This is a genomic window from Erwinia plantamica (assembly GCF_043420595.1).
Lineage (GTDB): Bacteria > Pseudomonadota > Gammaproteobacteria > Enterobacterales > Enterobacteriaceae > Erwinia > Erwinia aeris.
On sequence record NZ_JBGCUC010000006.1, the window covers coordinates 139,809 to 163,384 of the forward strand.

General features: G+C 58.8%; 21 protein-coding genes. 11 read left to right on the forward strand and 10 right to left on the reverse strand.

Annotated features, from left to right (window positions below):
- Positions 1 to 26: 26 nt before the first annotated feature.
- From AB3U87_RS08110 to AB3U87_RS08135, 6 genes are all read left to right on the forward strand, one after another.
- Positions 27 to 356, forward strand: a complete 330-nt coding sequence (locus tag AB3U87_RS08110; protein ID WP_125288461.1) for a YbaB/EbfC family nucleoid-associated protein — start codon at positions 27 to 29, stop codon at positions 354 to 356.
- A complete protein-coding gene (gene recR / locus AB3U87_RS08115; RefSeq protein ID WP_301252356.1) occupies positions 356 to 961 on the forward strand; it encodes a recombination mediator RecR in 606 nt (201 codons plus the stop codon). Before AB3U87_RS08110 ends, recR begins: the two co-directional genes overlap by 1 nt.
- A gap of 96 nt (positions 962 to 1,057) precedes the next feature.
- Positions 1,058 to 2,932, forward strand: a complete 1,875-nt coding sequence (gene htpG / locus AB3U87_RS08120; protein WP_253455013.1) for a molecular chaperone HtpG — start codon at positions 1,058 to 1,060, stop codon at positions 2,930 to 2,932.
- A gap of 377 nt (positions 2,933 to 3,309) precedes the next feature.
- Positions 3,310 to 3,954: an adenylate kinase gene (gene adk / locus AB3U87_RS08125; protein ID WP_253455012.1), complete on the forward strand. Its 645-nt coding sequence runs from the start codon at positions 3,310 to 3,312 to the stop codon at positions 3,952 to 3,954.
- A gap of 116 nt (positions 3,955 to 4,070) precedes the next feature.
- Positions 4,071 to 5,030: a ferrochelatase gene (hemH, locus tag AB3U87_RS08130; RefSeq protein WP_253455011.1), complete on the forward strand. Its 960-nt coding sequence runs from the start codon at positions 4,071 to 4,073 to the stop codon at positions 5,028 to 5,030.
- Positions 5,031 to 5,105: 75 nt separating this feature from the next.
- The gene (locus AB3U87_RS08135; RefSeq protein ID WP_125288466.1) at positions 5,106 to 6,410 is read left to right on the forward strand and encodes an inosine/guanosine kinase; all 1,305 of its coding nucleotides are present in this window, start codon (positions 5,106 to 5,108) and stop codon (positions 6,408 to 6,410) included.
- A gap of 261 nt (positions 6,411 to 6,671) precedes the next feature.
- Here AB3U87_RS08135 and ybaL read toward each other — a convergent pair whose 3' ends face one another.
- Positions 6,672 to 8,357 (reverse strand): YbaL family putative K(+) efflux transporter, encoded by a 1,686-nt coding sequence (gene ybaL, locus AB3U87_RS08140; RefSeq protein WP_301729880.1) that lies wholly within the window; start codon positions 8,355 to 8,357, stop codon positions 6,672 to 6,674.
- Positions 8,358 to 8,791: 434 nt separating this feature from the next.
- Between ybaL and ushA the strand changes: the two genes are divergently transcribed.
- Positions 8,792 to 10,537 (forward strand): bifunctional UDP-sugar hydrolase/5'-nucleotidase UshA, encoded by a 1,746-nt coding sequence (gene ushA, locus AB3U87_RS08145; protein ID WP_394148854.1) that lies wholly within the window; start codon positions 8,792 to 8,794, stop codon positions 10,535 to 10,537.
- Here ushA and AB3U87_RS08150 read toward each other — a convergent pair.
- Complete coding sequence (locus tag AB3U87_RS08150; protein ID WP_253455007.1) at positions 10,526 to 10,960, reverse strand: multidrug/biocide efflux PACE transporter; 435 nt, start codon at positions 10,958 to 10,960, stop codon at positions 10,526 to 10,528. The genes ushA and AB3U87_RS08150 overlap by 12 nt on opposite strands.
- A gap of 85 nt (positions 10,961 to 11,045) precedes the next feature.
- Here AB3U87_RS08150 and AB3U87_RS08155 point away from each other — a divergent pair, with 85 nt between their 5' ends.
- Complete coding sequence (locus AB3U87_RS08155; RefSeq protein ID WP_253455006.1) at positions 11,046 to 11,912, forward strand: LysR family transcriptional regulator; 867 nt, start codon at positions 11,046 to 11,048, stop codon at positions 11,910 to 11,912.
- Here the strand turns inward: AB3U87_RS08155 and ybaK are convergent.
- From ybaK to copA, 3 genes are all read right to left on the reverse strand, one after another.
- The gene (ybaK, locus tag AB3U87_RS08160) at positions 11,909 to 12,394 is read right to left on the reverse strand and encodes a Cys-tRNA(Pro)/Cys-tRNA(Cys) deacylase YbaK (RefSeq protein ID WP_125288471.1); all 486 of its coding nucleotides are present in this window, start codon (positions 12,392 to 12,394) and stop codon (positions 11,909 to 11,911) included. The genes AB3U87_RS08155 and ybaK overlap by 4 nt on opposite strands.
- Before the next feature lie 163 nt (positions 12,395 to 12,557).
- Positions 12,558 to 13,358, reverse strand: a complete 801-nt coding sequence (locus tag AB3U87_RS08165) for a TraB/GumN family protein (RefSeq protein ID WP_253455004.1) — start codon at positions 13,356 to 13,358, stop codon at positions 12,558 to 12,560.
- Positions 13,359 to 13,445: 87 nt separating this feature from the next.
- A complete protein-coding gene (copA, locus tag AB3U87_RS08170; protein ID WP_394148817.1) occupies positions 13,446 to 15,947 on the reverse strand; it encodes a copper-exporting P-type ATPase CopA in 2,502 nt (833 codons plus the stop codon).
- A gap of 153 nt (positions 15,948 to 16,100) precedes the next feature.
- On the opposite strand from copA, the gene cueR reads away from it, so the two are divergent.
- Complete coding sequence (gene cueR, locus AB3U87_RS08175; protein WP_394148818.1) at positions 16,101 to 16,511, forward strand: Cu(I)-responsive transcriptional regulator; 411 nt, start codon at positions 16,101 to 16,103, stop codon at positions 16,509 to 16,511.
- Between the two features lie 47 nt (positions 16,512 to 16,558).
- Here the strand turns inward: cueR and AB3U87_RS08180 are convergent, their stop codons facing one another.
- The 5 genes from AB3U87_RS08180 to tesA are packed head-to-tail and all read right to left on the reverse strand — an operon-like array spanning position 16,559 to position 20,361.
- Entirely contained in the window at positions 16,559 to 17,029 is a 471-nt protein-coding gene (locus AB3U87_RS08180) for an NfeD family protein (RefSeq protein WP_253455000.1), read from the reverse strand.
- The gene (locus AB3U87_RS08185; RefSeq protein WP_253454999.1) at positions 17,029 to 17,943 is read right to left on the reverse strand and encodes an SPFH domain-containing protein; all 915 of its coding nucleotides are present in this window, start codon (positions 17,941 to 17,943) and stop codon (positions 17,029 to 17,031) included. Before AB3U87_RS08185 ends, AB3U87_RS08180 begins: the two co-directional genes overlap by 1 nt.
- A 53-nt stretch (positions 17,944 to 17,996) precedes the next feature.
- Positions 17,997 to 18,854, reverse strand: coding sequence for a co-chaperone YbbN (locus AB3U87_RS08190; RefSeq protein ID WP_253454998.1), 858 nt, complete (start codon positions 18,852 to 18,854; stop codon positions 17,997 to 17,999).
- 54 nt (positions 18,855 to 18,908) lie between these two features.
- On the reverse strand, positions 18,909 to 19,706 hold the full coding sequence (locus AB3U87_RS08195) for an SDR family oxidoreductase (protein WP_301252368.1): 798 nt from the start codon (positions 19,704 to 19,706) through the stop codon (positions 18,909 to 18,911).
- 31 nt (positions 19,707 to 19,737) lie between these two features.
- Entirely contained in the window at positions 19,738 to 20,361 is a 624-nt protein-coding gene (tesA, locus tag AB3U87_RS08200) for a multifunctional acyl-CoA thioesterase I/protease I/lysophospholipase L1 (RefSeq protein WP_301729875.1), read from the reverse strand.
- Here tesA and ybbA point away from each other — a divergent pair.
- Positions 20,332 to 21,018 carry a putative ABC transporter ATP-binding protein YbbA gene (gene ybbA, locus AB3U87_RS08205; protein WP_125288479.1) on the forward strand — a complete coding sequence of 229 codons (687 nt, stop codon included), beginning with the start codon at positions 20,332 to 20,334 and terminating at the stop codon, positions 21,016 to 21,018. The two genes, tesA and ybbA, sit on opposite strands and share 30 nt — an antisense overlap.
- Positions 21,015 to 23,432 (forward strand): putative ABC transporter permease subunit YbbP, encoded by a 2,418-nt coding sequence (gene ybbP, locus AB3U87_RS08210; RefSeq protein ID WP_301252371.1) that lies wholly within the window; start codon positions 21,015 to 21,017, stop codon positions 23,430 to 23,432. The genes ybbA and ybbP overlap by 4 nt, the downstream gene beginning before the upstream one ends.
- The last annotated feature ends 144 nt before the right edge of the window (positions 23,433 to 23,576 follow it).

Below are 23,576 nucleotides of genomic sequence, written 5' to 3' on the forward strand. Positions count from 1 at the left end.
TACGGCCCTTCTTAAGAGAGAAAATTATGTTTGGAAAAGGCGGACTGGGTAACCTGATGAAGCAGGCCCAGCAAATGCAGGACAAAATGGCGCAGGTGCAGGAAGAGATCGCGGCCATGGAAGTAACGGGCGAATCGGGCGCGGGACTGGTGAAGGTCACCATCAACGGTGCACACAACTGCCGTCGCGTAGAGGTTGATCCAAGCCTGCTGGAAGACGACAAAGATATGCTGGAAGATCTGGTCGCTGCCGCATTTAACGATGCCGCCCGTCGCGTAGCGGAAGCGCAGAAAGAGAAAATGTCTGCGGTATCCAGCGGGATGCAGCTGCCGCCTGGCTTCAAGATGCCGTTCTGATGCAGACCAGCCCGCTCCTTGAAAGCCTGATGGAGTCGCTGCGCTGTCTGCCCGGCGTGGGGCCGAAATCGGCCCAGCGTATGGCGTTCCAGCTGCTGCAGCGCGATCGCAGCGGCGGAATGCGTCTGGCGCAGGCGCTGACGCGCGCCATGTCGGAAATTGGACACTGTGCAGATTGTCGCACCTTTACCGAGCAGGAAATCTGCACCATCTGCGCGAATACTCGTCGTCAGCAGACGGGTCTTATCTGCGTGGTAGAAAGCCCGGCCGACATTCACGCCATTGAGCAGACCGGGCAGTTCGCCGGCCGCTACTTTGTGCTGATGGGGCACCTTTCGCCGCTGGATGGCATTGGCCCGAACGATATCGGTCTTGACCGGCTGGAACAACGGCTGGAAAAAGAGACGATTCAGGAGGTGATCCTGGCCACTAACCCTACGGTTGAAGGCGAGGCGACCGCCAACTACATTGCCGAGCTGTGCGGTCAGTATGGCGTTGACGCCAGCCGCATCGCCCACGGCGTGCCGGTTGGCGGCGAGCTGGAGATGGTGGACGGCACCACGCTTTCCCACTCTCTGGCCGGGCGCCACAAGATTAAATTTTAGTCATTTAACGGCACGATGCGTCGTGCCGTCTTGAAAACCCGCCAGTCGTCCCCATTCTACTTCTCAATGTAAACCGCCAAGTTAACTGAGGTAGCAATGACCATGAAAGGACAAGAGACGCGTGGCTTCCAGTCAGAGGTAAAACAGCTTCTGCACCTGATGATCCATTCCCTCTATTCAAACAAAGAAATCTTCCTGCGTGAGCTGATCTCCAACGCCTCCGATGCGGCCGACAAGCTGCGCTTCCGCGCGCTTTCTTCGCCGGAACTTTACGCGGGCGACGGCGATCTGCGCGTGCGTGTTTCTGTTGATAAGGAAAATCGTACCCTGACGCTGAGCGATAACGGCATCGGGATGACGCGAGACGAAGTCATTGAGAATCTGGGCACCATTGCCAAATCGGGCACCAAATCCTTCCTGGAATCATTAGGATCCGATCAGGCGAAGGACAGCCAGCTAATCGGCCAGTTCGGCGTCGGCTTCTATTCCGCCTTTATCGTGGCGGACAAGGTTTCCGTACGCACCCGCGCTGCCGGCGCCGCTGCGGATGAAGGCGTGTTCTGGGAATCCGCAGGCGAAGGCGAGTACACCATTGCCGATATCACGAAAGAAGATCGTGGTACGGAGATTACGCTGCATCTGCGCGAAGGCGAAGACGAGTTCCTGGACGCGTGGCGCGTGCGCAGCATCATCAGCAAATATTCCGATCACATCGCGCTGCCGGTAGAGATCGAAGAGCATAACGAAGAAGAGAAAACCTCCAGCTGGGAAAAAATCAACAAGGCGCAGGCGCTGTGGACGCGCAACAAGTCTGAGATCAGCGACGACGAGTACAAAGAGTTCTACAAACACGTTTCGCACGATTTTGCCGATCCGCTGACCTGGAGCCATAATCGCGTAGAAGGCAAGCAGGAGTACACCAGCCTGCTGTATATCCCTTCGCAGGCGCCGTGGGACATGTGGAACCGCGATCACAAGCACGGGCTGAAGCTCTACGTGCAGCGCGTGTTTATCATGGACGACGCCGAGCAGTTTATGCCGAACTACCTGCGCTTCGTGCGCGGCCTGATAGATTCCAGCGATCTGCCGCTGAACGTCTCGCGTGAAATCCTGCAGGACAGCCGCATTACCCAGAATCTGCGTAACGCCCTGAGCAAGCGCGCGCTGCAAATGCTGGAGAAAGTGGCGAAGGATGACGAAGAGCAGTATCAGAAATTCTGGCAGCAGTTCGGTCTGGTGCTGAAAGAAGGCCCGGCTGAAGACAGCGCCAACAAAGAAACCATCGCCAAACTGCTGCGTTTTGCCTCTACCAGCAGTGAAGGCTCCGCGCAGACCGTGTCGCTGGAAGACTATGTCAGCCGCATGGTGGAAGGGCAGGAGAAGATTTACTACATCACCGCCGACAGCTATGCCGCCGCGAAAAGCAGCCCGCATCTGGAGCTGTTCCGTAAGAAAGGCATCGAGGTGCTGCTGCTCTCCGATCGTATCGACGAATGGATGATGAGCTATCTGACCGAGTTCGATGGCAAAACCTTCCAGAGCGTCAGCAAGGCGGACGAAGCGCTGAGCAAGCTCGCAGACGAAGAAAGCGAAGAGCAGAAAGAAGCGGAAAAAGCGCTGGAGCCGTTTGTCGACCGCGTGAAAACGCTGCTGGGCGAGCGCGTGAAGGATGTGCGTCTGACGCACCGCCTGACCGACACGCCTGCTATCGTCACCACCGACGCCAACGACATGAGCACCCAGATGGCGAAGCTGTTCGCCGCTGCGGGCCAGCCGGTGCCGGAAGTGAAGTACCTGTTTGAGCTGAACCCGGAGCACGCGCTGGTTAAACGCGCTGCGGATACGCAGGATGAAGCCCGCTTCGGCGAGTGGATTGAGCTGCTGCTCGATCAGGCGATGTTTGCCGAGCGCGGCACGCTGGAAGATCCTAACCAGTTTATCCGCCGCATGAACCAGCTGCTGCTGGGCTAAATCGGTCAAAGGCAGGGGGCAACGCCCTCTGCCTTTCTGTTTGGTTTCCCTCCTGCCTGGTTCTTAACTCAACTCCCTATCATCCCGACGCTTTCCCGCAAGCGCGATCCTGCCGAAAACCGCGTCTCTCAAGGGACTATACCGGTAGCGATCCTGCTGGCGAAAAGGTGAAATTGTCTGAAAACAAGGCTTTCGGCACGACGGCGCCCGTAAAGCGCTAAAGCGGCGTCAATAATGCCGAAACCCCTGGCGTTACCGGTAACTTTACCGGGCGATAACCCAGCTTAACGGCCGCGTTCCTTGTGGATACAGGGGCATGATGGTATGTTCATGCCCTACATAACTTGATTAAAGCGATTCGCAAGGGGATTTACGCAATGCGTATTATTCTGCTCGGTGCTCCGGGTGCAGGTAAGGGGACACAGGCTCAGTTTATTATGGAGAAATACGGCATTCCGCAGATCTCCACGGGCGACATGCTGCGCGCAGCGGTTAAAGCCGGCAGCGAGCTGGGTCAACAGGCCAAAGAACTGATGGATGCAGGCAAACTGGTCACTGATGAACTGGTTATTGCCCTGGTTAAAGAGCGCATCGCGCAGGAAGATTGCCGTAACGGTTTCCTGCTTGATGGCTTCCCGCGCACTATCCCTCAGGCTGACGCCATGAAGGAAGCGGGCATCAAAATCGACAACGTGCTGGAGTTCGCCGTACCGGACGAGCTGATTGTTGAACGTATCGTGGGTCGTCGCGTTCATGCGCCATCCGGCCGCGTTTACCATGTGACCTTCAACCCGCCTAAGGTGGAAGGCAAAGACGACGTGACCGGTGAAGAGCTGACCACGCGTAAAGACGATCAGGAAGAAACCGTGCGTAAGCGCCTGGTGGAATATCATCAGATGACCGCGCCGCTAATTGCCTACTACAGCAAAGAAGCGGAAGCGGGCCACACCGCTTACCACAAAATTGACGGCACCCGTAAAGTGTCTGAAGTCAGCGCCGAACTGGAAAAAATCTTCGGTTAATACCTTCCGGGGCCAGCAAAAGCTGGCCCTACTACAGCAATTGGTTACCCCTTCCTGATTTTCCGCTAGAATGATTCTCGTTTTCATCACCTGACATGCCCAGAGAAGGAATAACAATGAGGCAAGATAAACCCGGCGTGCTGCTGGTGAACCTAGGTACACCTGACGCGCCAACCACGCCTGCTGTTAAACGCTACCTGAAACAGTTCCTCAGCGACAAGCGCGTGGTCGATACGCCGCGCTGGCTGTGGTGGCCAATCCTGAACGGCGTGATCCTGCCGATCCGTTCGCCGCGCGTTGCAAAACTTTACGCATCGGTCTGGATGGAAGACGGCTCGCCGCTGATGGTCTACAGCAAACGGCAGCGCGAAGCGCTGGCGGCCCGGCTACCTATGCCTGTGGAACTGGGCATGAGCTACGGCAATCCGAGCCTGAAAAGCGCGCTTGACAGCCTGATGGCGCAGGGCGTAACCCGCCTGATCGTGCTGCCGCTGTACCCGCAGTTTTCCTGCTCTACCGTGGCGGCGGTCTGGGACGGCATCACCGAGGTCTTTGCCGGTTATCGCAGCCTGCCTTCGGTGCAGTTTATCCGCGATTACGCCACGCATCCGGCCTATATTGCCGCGCTGAAGGCGTCGGTCGAACGGTCGTTTGCTAAACATGGCAAGCCGGATCTGCTGGTGATGTCTTTCCACGGCATTCCGCAGCGTTTTGCCGATCAGGGCGACGATTATCCGCTGCGCTGTCGGGAAACCAGCGAGGCGCTGATTGCCGCGCTGGGCCTGGCCGAACACGAAGCGATGCTGACTTTCCAGTCGCGCTTTGGCCGCGAGCCGTGGCTGACGCCCTATACTGACGAAACGATGCAGTCGCTGCCGGCAAAGGGCGTGAAGCATGTACAGGTCATGAGCCCTGGCTTCTCCGCCGACTGTCTGGAAACGCTGGAAGAGATCAGCGAGCAGAACTGCGAATTCTTTATGCACGCGGGCGGCACCAAGTTTGAATATATCCCGGCGCTGAACGACGATGAGCTACATATCGATATGATGGTTGAGCTGGTCAACAGCCAGCGCTAAAAAAGAGGGGTGTGGGCACTTAGCCGCATCCCTGTTATCATTGGCTGCTTCCTATTCTTTCCAGAAGTCAGCAATATGAAATTTCCCGGCCAGCGTAAATCCAAACACTACTTTCCCGTCAGCGCGCGCGACCCGCTGCTCCAGCCCGTGCAGCCGGAAAGCGAAACCGCGACCAGCTGGATAGCGGGTATCGATCAGATCCTGGTGGATATCGAAGCGAAGGTGGATGACGCTTTTGTGGCGCGCTACGGCCTGAGTGCGGGCCACTCGCTGGTGATTGAAGACGAGGTTGCCGAAGCGCTGTATGCAGAGCTGACGCAAAACAACCTGATCACCCATCAGTTTGCGGGCGGTACCATCGGCAACACGCTGCACAACTACTCGGTGCTGGCCGACGACCGCTCGGTGCTGCTGGGCGTGATGTGCAGCAACGTGCAGATCGGGAGCTACGCCTATCGCTACCTGTGCAATACCTCCAGCCGTACCGATCTGAACTATTTGCAGGGCGTCGACGGCGCTATCGGCCGCTGCTTTACGCTGATTGGCGAACACGGCGAGCGTACCTTTGCCATCAGTCCGGGCATGATGAACCAGCTGAGCAAGGAAAGCATTCCTGAAGAGGTGGTAGCGGGCGCGTCCGCGCTGCTGCTGACCTCTTATCTGCTGCGCTGCAAGCCGGGCGAACCGATGGCGGAAGCAACGATGCAGGCCATCGCCTGGGCGAAAAAGCATAACGTACCGGTGGTGCTGACGCTGGGCACGAAATACGTGATTGGCGACAATCCGCAGTTCTGGCGCGATTTCCTGCGCGATCACGTTTCCGTGGTGGCGATGAACGAGGAAGAGGGCGAGGCGCTGACCGGGTTCAGCGATCCGCTACAGGCGGCGAATATGGCGCTGGACTGGGTGGATCTGGTGCTGTGCACCGCCGGGCCGAACGGTCTGTATATGGCGGGCTACACTGAGGAAGAGGGCAAGCGCAAAACGCAGCATCCGCTGCTGCCAGGCGCGATCCCGGAGTTCAACCAGTATGAGTTCAGCCGCGCGATGCGCCACCAGGACTGTGAGCAGCCGCTGCGCATTTTCTCGCATATCGCGCCTTATATGGGCGGCCCGGAGAAGATCATGAACACCAACGGCGCGGGCGACGGCGCGCTGGCGGCGGTGCTGCACGATATCACCGCTAACGACTATCATCGTCTGAACGTGCCGAACTCCAGCAAACACGGTCGTCGCTACCTGACCTATTCCTCGCTGGCGCAGGTTTGTAAATACGCCAACCGCGTCAGCTATCAGGTGCTGAATCAGCACTCGCCGCGCCTGACCCGAGGGCTGCCGGAGCGCGAAGACAGCCTGGAAGAGTCCTACTGGGAAAGATAAGACGAGCGCGGCCTCTTCCAGAGACCGCCTGAGACTGTTAACAAAGCTATGCTCAGCCATCAGTTGGCTATCAGTCTGGTAAATAGCCGCAGAGGCAGAGCGGAACACGGACGCGCACGTCCATGTAGGCTCGTTTCGCGCGTCCATGCGCGAAAACGGTCCGCTTATCCGCTCAGCCTCCGCCGCTGTGAAGCGGTTGGATCGCTGTAAAAATGGCAGTGTAAGCCGCAGGCTTTTAAGTTTGTCATCAAACTCGCCTTTTCAGATCGGGCTGGGTTGCGGCGCGCTTGCCTTTTCATTGGCGAGCATAATATTCAGCATGCTGTTGGCAATCTCCCGCTCGCCCATCACCACCTGATTTGCGCCGCGCTCGGTAATGTAGTGCACCTCTTCGTCATGATGCGCCCGCGCGAGGATCTCAATCGACGGGCGCTTCTCTCGTGCGGCGATGACGATTTCGCCCGCTTCAAAACCATTAGGGATAGTGAGCAGCAGCCAGCGCGCGCAGTCCAGACGCGCCAGATCCATCGTCTCCGTGCGGGCAGCGTTGCCCAACACAGCGCTGATCCCTTCCGCCCTTAAGGCATCCACCCGCGTCCGGCTGTTCTCAACCACCACAATCGGCACGCCATTTTCTATCAGTTTCCTGCCCAGCAGGCTGCCGACGCGGCCAAAACCGACGATGATGGCGTGGTTACAGAGATTAACCGGGATCGGGTTTTCCTCTTCCATTATTGCGGCCTGCTGCTGCTCTTCCTCGGCCTCTTTTTTACCGAGATAGCGCTGCAGCAGCGCGAAAAGCAGCGGATTAAGCATGATGGAAAGGATGGCGCCTGCCAGCACCAGATTGCGGCCTTCATCAGGAAGCAGCTTTAGCGAGATCCCCAGTCCGGCGAGAATAAAGGCGAACTCGCCGATCTGCGCCAGGCTCACCGAAATGGTCAGCGCGGTACGGCGGGAATGGCCGAACAGCAGCACCAGCAGCAGCGCGGCCAGCGATTTGCCCAGCACGATAATAGCCAGCACGCCCGCAACTGCCAGCGGCTGTTCCAGCAGGATCATCGGGTCGAACAGCATCCCGACGGAGACGAAAAACAGCACCGCAAAGGCGTCACGCAGCGGCAGCGTATCATGCGCGGCGCGATGGCTCAGCTCGGACTCGTTCAGCACCATGCCCGCAAAGAAGGCGCCCAGCGCAAAGGAAACGTCAAAAAACTCTACCGCGCCAAAAGCGATGCCCAGCGCCAGCGCCAGCACCGCCAGGGTAAACAGCTCTCTGGAACCGGTTGCGGCGCTGCGAGCGAGGATCCAGGGCACCGCGCGTCGACCGACCACCATCATCAGCACCATAAAGGCCACCACCTTGCCGATGGTAATCAGCAGATCGATCAGCAGCATACTTACGCTGGCGTTGCCTTGCTCAAACATGCCCGCGATAGCCGGAAGCAGCACCAGCGCCAGCACCATTACCAGATCTTCCACAATCAGCCAGCCGATAGCGATCTGCCCGCGCTGACTGTCAAGAAGCTGCCTGTCTTCCAGCGCGCGCAGCAGCACCACGGTACTGGCGGTGGAAAGGCAAAGGCCGAACACCAGCCCGGTCATCCACGGCCAGCCCAGCAGCGAGGAAAGCCCCATACCCAACAGCGTGGCGACGGCGATCTGCGCCACGGCACCGGGGATAGCGATCGCTTTAACCGCCATCAGATCCTTCAGCGAGAAATGCAGGCCAACGCCAAACATCAGCAGCACGACGCCCAGCTCCGCCAGCTCGGGTGCCAGATTGGTATCGGCGACAAAACCGGGCGTGAATGGGCCGGCCAGCACGCCAGCCAGCAAATAGCCAACCAGCGGCGAAACCCGCAGCCGATTGGCCAGCATACCCAGGAGAAAAGCGAGAACAAGCCCGCCGACAATGGTGGTGATAAGCGGGGTAGTGTGGTGCATGCTTCTCTCCTTGTATGTGCAAATGTATCCGAATGTAAGCTTAAAGTGTATGGTATATCCGGCTAGTCTGCCTGCCTTATTCAGGTAAAAATGTGAAAAAAAGCGCTGGCAGCAAAAACACACAGGATCGCGTGATTTTAATGTGTTAAGTGGCTGGAGAGCTGAATAATGACTGTTCTGATAATAAAGATTATGCAGTTATCTTTCAAAACGCAGGCCGCTTTTTTGCGACACAGCTGCAAACAACCGCACTAAACAGGATGCGTATGCAGCAAGGCCGCAGATTTAGCACTCATCCAGCCGTCGCGCTTGTTTTAAGGGCCCGCGACGCGCTGCCGAAAACCGGCACCGCTTGCCATTCGCCGCGCCTGTAGTAGATTGCTGGTTACGCCAGCCTTATAAGTGCTTCAACAAGGAGATCCGTTGTGCTTTCACTGAAAAAAAACTCGCTGACGCTATTGGCGCTGGCTTTACTCAGCGCGCCGCTTGCCGCGCAGGCCTGGGTTAAAGACCGGGTTTATAAATTCACCGTGCTGCATACCAACGATCATCACGGCCGCTTCTGGCAAAACGAGCATGACGAGTACGGGCTGGCGGCGCAAAAAACCATGATGGATCAGATCCGCTACGACGTGCAGGCGCACGGCGGCGCGGTGTTGATCCTCTCCGGCGGCGATATCAATACCGGCGTGCCGGAATCGGACTTACAGGATGCCGAGCCCGACTTTCGCGGCATGAACCTGATTGGCTACGATGCGATGGCGATCGGCAACCACGAGTTTGATAACCCGCTTTCCGTGCTGCGTCAGCAGCAAAAATGGGCGAAATTCCCGCTGCTTTCCGCCAACATTTATCAGAAAAGCACCGGACAGCGCCTGTTCCAGCCCTATGCGTTGTTTAATCGGATGGGACTGAAAATCGCGGTGATCGGACTGACCACTGACGACACGGCTAAAATCGGCAACCCGGAGAATTTTACCGACATCGTTTTTCATAAACCGGCGGCGGAAGCGAAGGCGGTGGTGGAAGCGCTGCGCCAGCAGGAGAAGCCGGACGTGATTATCGCGGCGACGCATATGGGCCACTACGATAACGGCAATCACGGCTCCAACGCGCCGGGCGACGTGGAGATGGCTCGGGCGCTGCCGGCAGGCTATCTGGATATGATCGTGGGCGGCCATTCTCAGGATCCGGTCTGTATGGCGAAGGAAAACGTTAAGCAGGCGGATTACGTGCCGGGCACGCCGTGCCAGCCGGATCGGCAAAACGGCACCTGGATTGTTCAGGCGCACGAATGGGGAAAATATATCGGCCGGGCCGATTTTACCTTCCTGAACGGCAAGCTGACGCTGGAACATTACGAACTGGTGCCGATCAATCTGCGGCATAAGGTGACCAATGCCGACGGCAGCGTCAGCTGGGTGAATTACACCCAGGAAATCGCCAAAAATCCGGCGATGATGAAGCTGCTGACGCCTTTCCAGAAAAAGGGAGAGGCACAGCTTAACGTCAAAATCGGCAGCGTAGACGGCCATCTGGAAGGGGATCGCAGCAAGGTGCGCTTTGTGCAGACCAACCTTGCCCGTGTGCTCCTGAGCGCGCAGGCAGAGCGAACCGGCGCTGATTTCGCGGTAATGAGCGGCGGCGGCGTGCGGGACTCCATCGAACCCGGCGACATCACCTACAAGGATGTGCTGAAGGTGCAGCCTTTCGGCAACACGGTCGTCTATGTCGATATGAAGGGCAGCGAAGTTGAAAAATATCTGGCGGTAGTAGCAAATAAACAGGTCGATTCCGGCGCCTACGCGCAGCTGGCCAACGTTAGCCTGACGGCCGATGGCAGCAGCGTTCATGACGTAAAAATCAAAGGCGAACCGCTCCAGGCGGACAAAACCTACCGCATGGCGACGCTCAGCTTCAACGCGACCGGCGGCGACGGCTATCCTGTTATCACCTCTATGCCGGGCTACGTAAACACCGGCTTTGTCGATGCCGAGGTGCTGAAACAGTATATTGAGAAGCACTCGCCGCTGAAAGCCAGCGCTTTTGCACCGCACGACGAAATTCTTTATCAGCAGAAGGCCGCCGTGACGGAACAAAAAGCCGACGAGCCGCCGAAAAAATGGCGGCTGCCGCGTATTGAACTGGCTATGCGCCAGGTCTGGTCGTCACTGTTCTGAAGACACAGGATGCGCTTTGCGCTGCCATTTGGCGCGAAGCGTGTCGTATAACCAGTTATAGACCACCGTATAGGGCAGGAAGAAAAGGAAAAAACCGATTTCCAGCAGCAGCGCCTGCCACAGCGAAACGCCCAGCATCCAGGCGGCGATTGGCAAACCAATCAGAATAAACCCGCCTTCAAAAGCCAGCGCGTGCACGATACGCAGCAGCCAGCTCTGACGGCCGTTCGGGAATAGACGGTCGAAACCGGCGTTGTAAACCATGTTCCAGAGCATGGCGACGGTCGACAGCATAATAGCCAGCGCGCCCATCTGGAACAGCGGTTTATCCATTGCCCACGCGGCCAGCGGCGAAACTATCGTCACTGCCAATGCTTCAAAACCCAGGGCGTGGAAAAAACGTTCTTTCAGTGTACGGCTCATTGGTTCTCCTTAAAATCAGACCGGTATTTTGCCTGCCCGGTTTGCTAAGATAAAATGATTACCCATCGGAAAAAGCGATACTTAAATGCGATATTCACCGGAATCGTTACAGGCGTTTGTACAGACGGTGGAAAGCGGCTCCTTTTCTGCCGCTGCCAGAGCGCTGCGTAAAAGCCAGTCCACCGTCAGCGCTGCCGTGGCCAACCTGGAAACAGATTTGGGGTTCGCCTTGTTCAGCCGCGACGGGCGCTCGCCGGTGCTGACAGAGAACGGGCAGCGGGCGCTGGCACAGGTGCGGGAAATACTGGCGGCCAGCGAGCGGCTGGATGAGCTAGCTATCCGCCTGACTGGCGATGTGGAACCCTGCCTGAGCATGGCGATCTCCGATTTCTGGCAGGCGGATTACCATGAATCGCTGCTGAGACGCTTTGCCGATCGCTATCCGCAGATTGAATTTGAATGCATGATTGCCGAAGATGCCGACGTTATCGATCTGATCCAGGCCGGAAGGGCGCATATTGGGGTGATCCGCGTGCAGCCGCATTACCCGGCTGATATCGCCACTGCAAGGCTTCAGGTTAAAGCGCAGATGGCTATTTATCTGCATCAGGATCATCCGCTGACGCGGCAGGCTGTCGTCAGCAGCGAAGCGTTAAAAAGCGAGCGGCAGCTCTGTCTGAACACGTGGGTAGAGAAGGGGCGGCCCCGGCCGGGCAACGGCGTCTGGTCTGCGCCTTCTTATCTGCTGCTGCTGGAGATGGCGGAACAGGGCTTTGGCTGGACGATACTGCCGCGCTGGCTGGTGGAGCAGTTCGGCCATCAGGTGCTGCGCGAGCTGCCGATCGCCGGCTGGCCGCAGAATCTTTCGGTGGATGTCGCCTGGTCGCGGCTGTCGCCGCCCGGCCCGGCCGGGCGCTGGATGATCGATCGGCTGCTGGCGCAGACCAACTAGCTGCGGTCGCGCTTCGCGATAGCGGCAAAGCTGGCGTTGAGCTGCCGCGCCAGATCCTGCGGAGCCAGCTCTATCTCAAGCCCGCGTCGTCCGCCGGAAACAAACACGGTGGGAAACTGCTGCGCCAGCGTATCCACCACTACGGGCAAACGTTTTTTTTGCCCCAGCGGACTGATGCCGCCCAGCTGATAGCCCGTGATTCGCTGGGCGATCTGCGGATCGGCCATTTCGACTTTCTTTACGCCCAGCGCTTTGGCGACGCTTTTTAAATCCAGCTGGCCGGCAACGGGCGTGACGGCTACCGCCAGCGTGTTCGCCTCGCCGTTCAGCGAAACCAACAGCGTTTTAAACACCCGATCGGGATCCTGGTTCAGCATCCGTACGGCTTCATCGCCAAAGTGGGTTTCGCTGCTGTCGTGCTCATAGCTGTGCAGCTGAAATTTTATTTTTTGCTTTTCAAGCAGTTTTACGGCTGGCGTCACGACGCTTCTCCTCAGGTGGCGCATGGAACAACTGGCGAAAAAAAGTACTGGCGAAAATGTGGGATCCAGGCGACAATCTTTGCCCCTTCGGCCTTTGTCGAAGGCGAACTAAAATCATAAAACAGATCTTATTCATGGCCGGTAGCGATATTGGCCTTTTTTTTTAGCCTTTTTTCAGCAGGTCCGGCAAATTGCCTTCGCCATACAGGTGCAGCGCGCCCACGGCCACCACATACTCCCCTGGCGGCAACGCCGTCAGATCCTGCCGCCAGCGCTGATTGCGTTGCAGCATCAGCACCTCGTTTAACGCGCTGTTAAAGGTACCGGGCAGGGCCGGTCGGCTGTCCGCAGGCGGCGTTTCCAGCCACCAGCCAATCATGGTTTGCAGCAGGCGCGCGTTGGTGTGCCAGTGCTGCAGCGTATCCTGCAGCAGCGACAGACCGTTATCGGGCAGCGCTTTCAACAGATCCAGCTGCGCCTGCGGCCCTTCCAGCTCGATGATTTTTTTCCCCTGCGCTTTGGCGGCGCTGAGCAGCTGGAAATCGATACCGTAATCCGTCCGCAGCCCAAGACGCTGGGCCTGCTGCGCCTGCAGCATTAAGGCTATCTGCCAGGCGGGCAGCCGATCGATAACTTCTGCGTCAATAGCGACCTCGCGGCAGACACGCTGCAATTCCTCCAGCTCCCGCTCGCTCAGACGCTCCGCCAGCGGCGGGCAGATTTCACTGGCGCTAAAAGGCGAGGCGCCGGAGGTGATATCCGCCTCCACAATCAGCGCATCGGCCCGCGCCAGTTTTTTTTGCAGCGCCGCCGGAAGCGGCATCATGGTTTGCGTGCCCATATGAATACTGCCCACCAGATGCAGATGGCGGGCGCCGAGCGCCATATCCTGCGCCGGATAGGCATAGCTAATGGGCGAGAGTTTGCGCCACAGCGCGACAGCCTTTTGCAGTAATTTTCCCATAGGCTCCGCTCCGTTAGTTTCCCTTATGCTAACGGTTTAGCCCACCGAAGGACAGACGGAGACCGGGCTTTCAGACAAGACTGTGCGTCACTTTGGCGGCTGATAGCGAAGCAGTCGGTTGGCGTTGCTGACGACGGTTACCGAAGAGAGCGCCATCGCGGCACCGGCTACGACCGGGCTGAGCAGGGTGCCGGTTAACGGATAGAGCACGCCAGCCGCAATCGGGATGCCGCAGGCGTTATAGATAAACGCTCCCAGCAGGTTCTGCTTCATATTGCGCAGCGTCGCTTTTGCCACGGCCAGCGCGTCCACCACGGCGTGCAGATCGTGACGCATCAGCGTGATGCCTGCCGTCTCAATCGCCACGTCGCTGCCGCTGCCGATAGCGATACCCACATCCGCCTGCGCCAGCGCCGGCGCGTCATTAATGCCGTCGCCAATCATCGCCACGCTGGCTCCCTGCTGCTGTAGTTTTTTAATCGCTTCTGCTTTCCCGTCCGGCAAGACCCCGGCAATAACGTCATCGATGCCGGCTTCGCTGGCAATAGCCTGCGCGGTGATTTCATTGTCGCCCGTCAGCATCACTAAACGATAACCCTGCTCGCGCAGCTGCTGCAGCGTGGCGACGCTTTCCTGACGCAGGGCATCGCGCAGGAAAAAGATAGCTTTAAGCTGATTGCCCGCTGCCAGCAGCACCGGCGTCATGCCTTTCGCGGCCTGAGAGGCGATCGCCTTGTCCATTTCCTCCTCAACCACATTGTGTTGCGCCATCAGCGTACGGTTGCCCAGCCGCCAGGTTTCGTCCTGGATCTGCCCGCTGACGCCCAGGCCGCCCAGCGTGCGAAAGCCGGTGACCTCGGGCAAAGCAGCCTGACCGGCGCGCCCGATAATGGCGCGGGCCAACGGATGCTGCGAACCTTGCTCCAGCGCGGCCGCCAGCGAGAGCGCCTGCTGCTCGTCGGCACCGTTAAACACCCGGATGGCCGCCACCTGCGGTTTGCCTTCCGTCAGCGTACCGGTTTTATCAAAAACCAGCGTATTCAGCGTGCTGGCGCGCTGCAGCGCGTCCGCGTCCCGCACCAGCACGCCAAACTCGGCGGCGCGGCCCATCCCGGCGGTAAGCGACATCGGCGTGGCTAACCCAAGCGCGCAGGGACAGGCGATGATCAGCACCGTCGTGGCAATAACCAGCGTATAAACCAGCTGCGGCGCAGGCCCGATAAAATACCAGACGGCCGCGCTCAGCAGCGCGATAGCGACCACGGCGGGCACGAAAATCGCAGAAATTTTATCTACCAGGCGACTGAGTTCGGGCTTGCTGCTTTGCGCCTGGCGAACCAGATTCACAATGCGCGACAGCGTGGTATTTTTTCCGACCGCGCTGGCGGTGAACAGCACGCTGCCGTCCTGCATTACCGTGCCCGCGTGAACCTTGTCGCCCGCGCTTTTCTCCTGCGGCAGCGCTTCGCCGGTCAGCATCGCCTCATCCAGCCAGGCCTGGCCCTGGACGATGACGCCATCAACGGGCACGCGATCGCCCGTGGTCAGGCGCAGCGTCATGCCCGGCGTCACTTCGCTGAGCGGCATCGCTTTCTCTTCACCGGCGATAACCACACGGGCGGAAGGCGGGGTGAGATCCAATAATCGCTCCAGCGCCTGAGAAGATCGCTGGCGCGCGCGCTGTTCAAGCATATGGCCAAGGTTAATCAGGCCAATAATCATTACGCTGGCTTCGTAGTAAAGGTGACGCGCTTCTGAAGGAAAAGCAGCGGGCCACAGGGTGACCGCGCTGGAATAGAGCCAGGCCGCCGCCGTGCCGAGCGCGACCAGCGTATCCATCGTCGCGCTGCCGTTCAGCAGGCTGCGCCAGGCGCTACGATAAAAATGGCCGCCCGCAACGACCATAATTACCAGCGTCACGGCGCCCAGTGTCAGCCAGGTGACGCGGTTATCGGCGGTTAACATCATGTTGTCGCCGAGCATGCCCCAGCCCATCAGGGGCAGACCAAACGCCAGCGCCAGCAGCGCCTGCCAGCGAAAACGACGCATCGCTTTAAGCGCCGTTTGCTGCTGTTTTTCGCGGCGCTCGCTTTCATCTTCGATAATTTCGGCATCGTAGCCCGCGTTGCGCACCGCCTGAATCAGCGCATCGGGCGAAACGTCGCCCATCACCAGCGCGCTGCGTTCGGCAAGATTTACCCGCGCCTGATGCGTGCCGGGCACCTGCTGCAGCGCGTGCTCAACGCGACTGACGCAGCTGGCGCAGCTCATGCCGCCAATTAACAGATGAAAGCTGTCATCGGTTGCCGGAAGCTGAGAAGGGGCCGCTGTCAGCGCTTCCGGCTGGGGATCTGATACTGTCAGCGGTTCAGGCTTTGGGCGCGCGTCGTCCGCCAGCGCGGCCTGATAGCCTGCCTCTTCTACCGCCGCGATAAGCGCCTGCGGTGCAGCGTGGCCGGTTACGCGGGCTTCATCCAGAGATACCTCGGCCTGATCCACATCATCCCGTTTCTCCAGCGTTTCTTTGACTCTTTTTATGCAATGACCGCAGGAAAGGCCATCCAGTTTTAATACCGTTGTTTGTGACATAAAAACTCCTTTGCTTAGTCGGAACACCGTCAGGATTAAGGATAAACCTTCCATCAAGGGGAGGGTCAAGCTTGTCTCTGGCCGGCACGGACAATTTTAGTCCTGCCGTGAAGAGTGTTAAAATTAAGCGATAGCAGACAGGCGGATCCCTATATGAACATTAGCGACGTAGCTAAAAAAACCGGGCTGACCAGCAAGGCCATCCGATTTTATGAGGAAAAAGGGTTGTTGACCGCACCTTCGCGCGGCGAGAACGGCTATCGCCACTACACGACAAAGCATCTGGAGGAGCTGACGCTGCTGCGCCAGTCGCGCCAGGTGGGCTTTAGCCTGGAAGAGTGCCGTGAAATGCTGCTGCTCTTCCACAATCCGCAGCGCCATAGCGCCGAGGTAAAAGCCAGAACGCTGAATAAAGTGGCGGAAATCGAAGCGCATATCAGCGAACTGAACCTGATGCGCGAGCGGCTGCTGGCGCTGGCGGCCAGCTGTCCGGGCAATGAGGGCGCCGATTGCCCTATTATTGATAACCTGGCGGGATGCTGCCACGAGAGCAAGGGGCGTTAAGCGGGCGCTCGCTAAGGCATCTTTACGGCCCGTAAAAATCGAAAGGGCTACGCCGATTGCTCGTTGTTGGGATCTCGCCTGACGATCCGCAGCGTAATCCCTTCCACCGCCACCACCGTAACCGGCGTACCGGCAGGAAGGTTTTCCGTAGCCTGGACGCGCCAGCTGCTGTCGCCAACGCGAATATGCCCTATACCGTCGTGCAGCGCTTCCTCCAGCCGTAGCGCAGAGCCAATCAGCTGGCTACCGCGCTGGTTAAGCGAGGAGGGCGGCTGCTTACGATCCCGGCCGCGCAGCCAGCTATACCACCACAGCGCGGAAAGGATGGTCAGGATGGCAAAGCATAAACCCTGCCACTCCCAGGGCAGCGGCACCAGCCAGACCAGCAGGCTGACCAGCACGGCAGCGACGCCGCTCCAGAGCAGATAGCCGCTGGCGCCCAGCATTTCCGCCGCAAGCAGGATGCCGCCCAGCGTCAGCCACAGCCAGGCAGGATTGGCGAACAGTTCGCTCGCCATCAGCTTTGCCTGTCTTTTTTGGTTTCCTTCAGCAGCTCGGCGATGCCAGCGACCGAACCGATCAGGCTTGACGATTCCAGCGGCATCATAATCATTTTGCTGCTTTGTGAGGTGCCAATCTTCTGCAGCGCATCGGTGTATTTCTGCGCCACGAAGTAGTTGATGGCCTGAATATCCCCGGCGGCGATGGCTTCTGAAACCATTTTGGTGGCGCGTGCTTCGGCTTCTGCGCCGCGTTCCCTCGCCTCGGCCTGGAGGAAAGCTGACTGGCGCTCGCCCTCCGCTTTCAGGATCTGTGACTGCTTCTCGCCTTCCGCACGCAGGATCGCGGCCTGGCGGACGCCTTCCGCTTCCAGAATATCGGCGCGCTTGGTACGTTCCGCCTTCATCTGCGCGTTCATAGAGGCAATCAGCTCGGCCGGTGGCCGCACGTCGCGAATTTCAATGCGGGTAATTTTGACGCCCCACGGGTTGGTCGCTTCATCCACGATACGCAGCAGCCGGGTGTTGATGTTATCGCGCTGCGACAGCATCTCGTCCAGCTCCATCGAGCCCAGTACGGTACGCATATTGGTCATGGTTAAATTCACGATAGCCAGCTCAAGGTTGCTGACCTCGTAGGCCGCGCGTGGCGAGTCGATTACCTGAATAAAGCAGACGGCATCGATAGTCACGCTGGCGTTATCTTTCGAGATGATTTCCTGCGAGGGGATATCCAGCACCTGTTCCATCATGTTGATCTTGCGACCAACGCGATCCATAAAGGGCACCAGAAGGTTAAGGCCGGGCTGCAGCGTTTTGGTGTAGCGGCCAAAACGTTCGACCGTCCATTGGTAGCCCTGCGGCACAATTTTGATGCCGGACCAGACAAGCACCAGCGCGACAAGAATAATAACGGGAATAACAGTCAACATATAACCTCCGGGTTGTTGAAAAACGGGCTGATCCATTCAGCCCGGATGCTTTGTTAGTAAAGCAGGGAATAGAGCTGGCGACGGTATTTTGCGGCCAGCGCATCGCCCGTGCCCAGCGCCGCCAGGATCTCCTGCAGGATCTTGCGCGCATGGCCGTCCGCCGCGCCTAAATCTTTTTGCAAATGGCCGAACAGCAGCGCCAGCGCCTCTTCGTTGCGGCCGACCTGATGCAGCTGAACGGCCAGCCTGGTCGCCAGTTCAGGGTTGTCAGGATCGGCATCAATTTGCTGCTGCAGCTGCTGAATTTCCGGCGTATCGGCCGCCTGCTTCAGCAGGTCGATTTGGGCGATCAGCCCCTGATAGCGTGTATCTTTATCCTGTAACGGCACCACGTCCAGCACCGCCTGCGCTTCATCGCTGCGGTTCAGGCTAATTAACACCTCGGCCAGCAGAAAGCCCATTTCGCTGTTTTGGTTGCTTAACTGCCAGGCTTCTTTCAGCAGCGGCAGCGCTTCCAGCGGCTTACCTTCCTCCACCAGCTGCATGGCCTGCTGCGCCTTCAGCTCTTCTTCTTTCGGCAGCACCTTGTGCAGCAGCGCGCGCACGGCTTCTTCCGGCTGCGGGCCCTGGAAACCGTCTACCGGCTGACCGTTCTGGAACAGATAAACGGTAGGAATGGCGCGCAGGCCAAACTGCTGGGCAACGGCAGGCTCCGCGTCGCAGTCCAGCTCGGCAAGGATAAACTGACCGGCATACTCCTGCGCCAGGCGCTCCAGCAGCGGCGTCAGCTCCTGACAGTGCTGGCTGCGCGCAGACCAGAAGTAAAACAGCACGGGGATCTGCATCGACTGCTCAAGCGTCTGATGCAGGTTGCTTTCGTTAATGGTGACAATAGCAGCTTGTGATGACATGAATTCGTCTCTTTATTCCGGGTTTCTTACTTTATTGGGGCGGATGCTTTGGCTTCAAGGTTTTGTTGGCGTCTGCGTCGGTTTACCGCGCAAAATGCGATCCAGCATCCGGCCCGGCAAAATACGCCGCAGCAGCGTGATGGCGTGAGCGACCATCGTTACAGGATAGCGTAAGCGAGGTCGCGGGCTCTCCAGCGCGTGGCGCAGCTTCGGCAGGATCGCCTCCGGCGGCAGCGTAAAGCGGGCGGCGATACCGGGATTTTCTACCGGTTTCTCCCGTTCGGCCTGATTCACATTGTCGGTAAAACGGGTTTTGATCGGGCCTGGCTCAATCAGGCTGACCTGAACGCCGCTGCCGTGCAGCTCCATGCGCAGCGTGTCGGACCAGGCTTCCAGCGCATATTTGCTGGCCGCGTAGGCGCCGCGTCCCGGCGTGGCGATCAGGCCCATTACCGAGCTGGTATTGATAACGCGCGCGTCGCCGCTGGCGCGTAAAGCCGGCAGCAGCAGCATCGTCAGCTGATGCGTGCCGAAAAAGTTGGTGGCGAACTGCTGTTCCATCTGTTGACGGCTAATTGCGGTAAGCGGGCCGTAAACGCCATAGCCGCCGTTATTAAACAGCGCGAAAATCCGGTTATCGCTTAAAGCAAGGATCTGCTCTGCCGCGCGGATAACGCTTTCGCTGCTGTTCAGATCCATTTCGACGCCGGTAAAACCCAGCTCGTCCATGCGCTGCACGTCTTCCGGTTTACGGCAGACGGCCAGAATACGGTAGCCGCGTCGCAGCAGATCGTTGGCGGCGACCAGGCCGATCCCGCTGGAGCAGCCGGTGATAACAACTGTTTTTTGCATAACTTTACCTGTAGGCGATCTGCAATCTCGGTTACTCATGGTTAACTAGCGGAGCCAGCGCTTTTGCCATCTGATCGGCAATAAAGGGCTGCGCATCAGGATTCGGGTGAATGCCGTCCTGCTGCATCCATTCCGGCTTCAGATAGACCCGCTCCATAAAAAAGGGCAGCAGCGGCAGAGAAAACTCTTTCGCCAGTCTGGGGTAAACGTCGCTGAATGCTTCGGTATAGCGACGGCCATAGTTAGGCGGCAGGCGAACCTGCATCAGCAGCGGCTGTGCGCCAGCCGTTTTCACCAGGCGAATAATTTGCCGCAGTTCCTGCTCCAGCTGCTGAGGAGGAAAACCGCGCAGCCCGTCGTTGCCGCCCAGCTCAATCAGCACCCAGCGAGGCTGATGCTGCTGCAGCAAAGCGGGCAGTCGGGCCAGACCCTGCGCCGCCGTATCGCCGCTTATGCTACCGTTAATAATGACGGGAGATTTCTGCCATTTATCATTGAGTAACGCTGGCCACGCGGCGCTGGCGGACATGCGATAGCCCGCGCTCAGGCTGTCGCCCAGCACCAGCAATTTGTCCGCCGCCGCCGCACGCAGCGTCGTCAGAGCCAAAAATAACAGGATAAGGTAATGCCAGCGGAAAACATTCTTGAAGTTCATCGTCTTAGTAAGTCCGTCGGTCAGGGTGAGCATCAGCTTTCCATCCTTACCGGAGTTGAGCTGGTTGTCAAACCGGCCGAGACCATCGCGCTAATCGGCGAGTCCGGTTCCGGGAAGTCGACGCTGTTAGGGATCCTGGCCGGTCTGGACGACGGCAGCGAAGGCGAAGTTTTTCTGCTGGGGTCGCCTTTACATCAGATGGATGAGGAACAGCGGGCAGCGCTGCGTGCTAAAAGCGTCGGCTTTGTGTTTCAGTCTTTTATGCTGGTGCCGACGCTGAACGCGCTGGAAAACGTGCAGCTGCCAGCGCTGCTGCGCGGCGAAAGCGATGCGCAAAGCCGCGAACAGGCGAAAAACCTGCTGGGCCAGCTGGGGCTGTCGGCGCGCCTGACCCATCTGCCGTCGCAGCTTTCCGGAGGCGAGCAGCAGCGCGTGGCGTTAGCGCGTGCCTTTAGCGGGCGTCCGGCGCTGCTGTTCGCCGATGAGCCGACCGGTAATCTCGATCGCCAGACGGGCGAACGGATCGTCGAGCAGCTGTTTTCACTGAACCGCGATTTTGCCACCACGCTGATCCTGGTGACTCATGACGAGCAGCTGGCCGCCCGCTGCGATCGCCGCTTAAGAATGCGCGATGGCAAACTTCAGGAGGAAGTATGATCTGGCGCTGGTTCTGGCGGGAATGGAAATCGCCTTCGCTGCTGATTGTCTGGCTGGCGCTAACGCTGGCGGTGGCCTGCGTGCTGGCGCTGGGATCGCTCAGCGACAGGATGGAAAAGGGGCTGACCCAGCAAAGCCGCGACTATATGGCGGGCGACCGCACGCTGCAAAGCTCGCGCGAGGTGCCGCAAGCCTGGCTGGATGAGGCACGCCGCGAAGGGTTGCAGGTGGGCCGTCAGCTGACGTTTATGACCATGACCTTCGCCAGCGACACGCCGCAGCTGGCTGCCGTAAAAGCCGTGGACGACCGCTATCCGATGTTCGGCCAGCTTGCTACCGAACCCGCCGGGCTGCGTCCCGTGGCGGGCACCGTGCTGGCCGCACCGCGGCTGCTGGCGCTGCTGGATGTGAAGGCGGGCAGCAAGCTGGACGTGGGCGATGCCACGCTGCACGTAGCCGGAGAGGTCATTCAGGAACCCGACGCCGGGTTTAATCCCTTTCAGACCGCGCCGCGTCTGTTAATGAACCTGGCGGATGTGGCAAAGACCGGCGCCATTCAGCCGGGAAGCCGGGTGACATGGCGTTATAAATTTGCCGGGACGGCTTCGCAGCTGGCGAACTACGACCGCTTTATCGCGGCGCGTATTCAGCCCGAACAGCGCTGGATCAGCGTGGAGAACTCAGAGGACGCCCTCGGCAAATCGATGCAGCGCGCGCAGCAATTTTTACTGCTTTCAGCGCTGCTGACGCTGATGCTGGCGATTGCCGCCGTGGTTGTCGCCATGAACCACTACTGCCGCAGCCGTTACGATCTGGTTGCCGTGTTGAAGACGCTGGGCGCCAACAGAGCGGCCCTGCGCAAACTGATTGTCGGTCAGTGGCTGGCCGTGCTGCTGCTGGCGGCGCTTTGCGGCGGCATCGTGGGAAAAGGCTTTGAGGCGCTGCTGCTGCAAATGCTGCGGCCGGTATTGCCGGGCGAACTGCCTGCGGCCAGTTTCTGGCCCTGGCTGTGGGCAACGGGATCGCTGTTTGCCATTTCCCTGCTGGTTGGCCTGCGGCCCTATCGGCTGTTGCTGGCTACCCAGCCGCTGCGGGTGCTGCGGCGGGATGTCATCGCTTCCGTCTGGCCGCTGAAATTTTATCTTCCGATAATGGCGCTGACGATAGTGGTTCTGCTTGCGCTGCTGGTCGGCAGCAGCAGGCTGCTCTGGGCGCTGATCGCCGGCATCCTGCTACTGACGCTGCTGCTGGGCGGGCTGGGGTGGAGCGCGTTGTTGCTGCTGCGGCGGCTGCGCGTGCGTAACCTGGCTTTCCGGCTGGCGGTTAACCGACTGCTGCGTCAGCCCTCGGCGACCTTCAGCCAGCTGGCCGCTTTTTCGCTTTCTTTTATGCTGCTGGCTCTGCTGCTGGTTATGCGCGGCGATCTGCTCGATCGCTGGCAGCAGCAGCTCCCGCCCGACAGCCCTAATTATTTCCTGCTTAATTTAACCGGGGAGCAAATCTCGCCGGTGCGTGCTTTCCTGGAGCAACATCATATCCAGCCACAGACTTTTTATCCGATTGTCAGAGCGCGGCTAACCTCGATTAATCAGCAGCCTGCCGATCCGTCGCTGGATAACGCGCTGAACCGCGAGCTTAACCTGACCTGGCTTGAAAAGCTGCCCGACCATAATCCGCTGGTTGCCGGTAGCTGGCCGCCCCGGGCGGGCGAAGTCTCGATAGAAGAAGCGCTGGCGGAGAGGCTGGGCGTTAAGCCTGGCGATACGCTGACCTTCACCGGCGATACGCAAACCTTCTCTGCAAAAATTACCAGCCTGCGCAAAGTGGACTGGGAAAGCCTCAAGCCCAACTTTTTCTTTATCTTTCCGCCCGGCGCGTTGGATGGACAGCCGCAAACCTGGCTGACCAGCTTTCGGCTTGATCATGATAATGCGCTGCTGGCGCAGCTGAATCGTGCCTTTCCTACACTCAGCCTGCTGGATATCGGCACTATCCTGCGGCAAATAGGGCAGGTGCTGGCGCAGGTGAGCCAGGCGCTGGAGATCATGGTCGTGCTGGTCACCGCCTGCGGTATTTTACTGCTGCTGGCGCAGATACAGGTCGGGATGCGTCAGCGCAGGCAGGAGCTGGTGGTATATCGAACGCTGGGCGCCGGTAAAAAGCTGCTGAGGCACACGCTGTGGTGCGAGTTTGCGCTGCTGGGCTGCGTCTCCGGCATCGCCGCCACGCTGGGCGCCGAGGCGGCGCTGTGGGGCCTGCAGCGTAAGGTGTTTGATTTCCCGTGGCAGCCCGACTATCTCCTGTGGGTAACGTTGCCTCTGGCCGGCACCTGTTTACTGTCGCTGTGCGGCGGCTGGTTAGGCATAAGGTTACTTAAAGGAAAGGCATTGTTCCGAGGGTATAACGCAGCGTAGAATAAAGGCCGATATGTATCGGCCTTTATCATTTATTTTCTTTCGTATTCTGAGGCGGCCGGGAACCTCTGAATCGTTTCGCCTGACCGGTTTTGCTTTCCTGCGGGCTGTGATAAAGGTCATAAATAACGTAGATAGTGGAAT

What these genes read in the sequence shown, in the direction of transcription:
- recR (WP_301252356.1), top strand. Translation starts at nt 356, where the DNA reads ATGCAGACCAGCCCGCTCCTTGAAAGCCTGATGGAGTCGCTGCGCTGT.
- AB3U87_RS08190 (WP_253454998.1), bottom strand. Translation starts at nt 18,854, where the DNA reads ATGTCATCACAAGCTGCTATTGTCACCATTAACGAAAGCAACCTGCAT.
- copA (WP_394148817.1), bottom strand. Translation starts at nt 15,947, where the DNA reads ATGTCACAAACAACGGTATTAAAACTGGATGGCCTTTCCTGCGGTCAT.
- AB3U87_RS08195 (WP_301252368.1), bottom strand. Translation starts at nt 19,706, where the DNA reads ATGCAAAAAACAGTTGTTATCACCGGCTGCTCCAGCGGGATCGGCCTG.
- AB3U87_RS08155 (WP_253455006.1), top strand. Translation starts at nt 11,046, where the DNA reads ATGCGATATTCACCGGAATCGTTACAGGCGTTTGTACAGACGGTGGAA.
- AB3U87_RS08180 (WP_253455000.1), bottom strand. Translation starts at nt 17,029, where the DNA reads ATGGCGAGCGAACTGTTCGCCAATCCTGCCTGGCTGTGGCTGACGCTG.
- ybaL (WP_301729880.1), bottom strand. Translation starts at nt 8,357, where the DNA reads ATGCACCACACTACCCCGCTTATCACCACCATTGTCGGCGGGCTTGTT.
- adk (WP_253455012.1), top strand. Translation starts at nt 3,310, where the DNA reads ATGCGTATTATTCTGCTCGGTGCTCCGGGTGCAGGTAAGGGGACACAG.
- hemH (WP_253455011.1), top strand. Translation starts at nt 4,071, where the DNA reads ATGAGGCAAGATAAACCCGGCGTGCTGCTGGTGAACCTAGGTACACCT.
- AB3U87_RS08150 (WP_253455007.1), bottom strand. Translation starts at nt 10,960, where the DNA reads ATGAGCCGTACACTGAAAGAACGTTTTTTCCACGCCCTGGGTTTTGAA.
- cueR (WP_394148818.1), top strand. Translation starts at nt 16,101, where the DNA reads ATGAACATTAGCGACGTAGCTAAAAAAACCGGGCTGACCAGCAAGGCC.
- tesA (WP_301729875.1), bottom strand. Translation starts at nt 20,361, where the DNA reads ATGAACTTCAAGAATGTTTTCCGCTGGCATTACCTTATCCTGTTATTT.
- htpG (WP_253455013.1), top strand. Translation starts at nt 1,058, where the DNA reads ATGACCATGAAAGGACAAGAGACGCGTGGCTTCCAGTCAGAGGTAAAA.
- ybbA (WP_125288479.1), top strand. Translation starts at nt 20,332, where the DNA reads ATGCCAGCGGAAAACATTCTTGAAGTTCATCGTCTTAGTAAGTCCGTC.
- ybbP (WP_301252371.1), top strand. Translation starts at nt 21,015, where the DNA reads ATGATCTGGCGCTGGTTCTGGCGGGAATGGAAATCGCCTTCGCTGCTG.
- AB3U87_RS08165 (WP_253455004.1), bottom strand. Translation starts at nt 13,358, where the DNA reads ATGGGAAAATTACTGCAAAAGGCTGTCGCGCTGTGGCGCAAACTCTCG.
- AB3U87_RS08135 (WP_125288466.1), top strand. Translation starts at nt 5,106, where the DNA reads ATGAAATTTCCCGGCCAGCGTAAATCCAAACACTACTTTCCCGTCAGC.
- AB3U87_RS08110 (WP_125288461.1), top strand. Translation starts at nt 27, where the DNA reads ATGTTTGGAAAAGGCGGACTGGGTAACCTGATGAAGCAGGCCCAGCAA.
- AB3U87_RS08185 (WP_253454999.1), bottom strand. Translation starts at nt 17,943, where the DNA reads ATGTTGACTGTTATTCCCGTTATTATTCTTGTCGCGCTGGTGCTTGTC.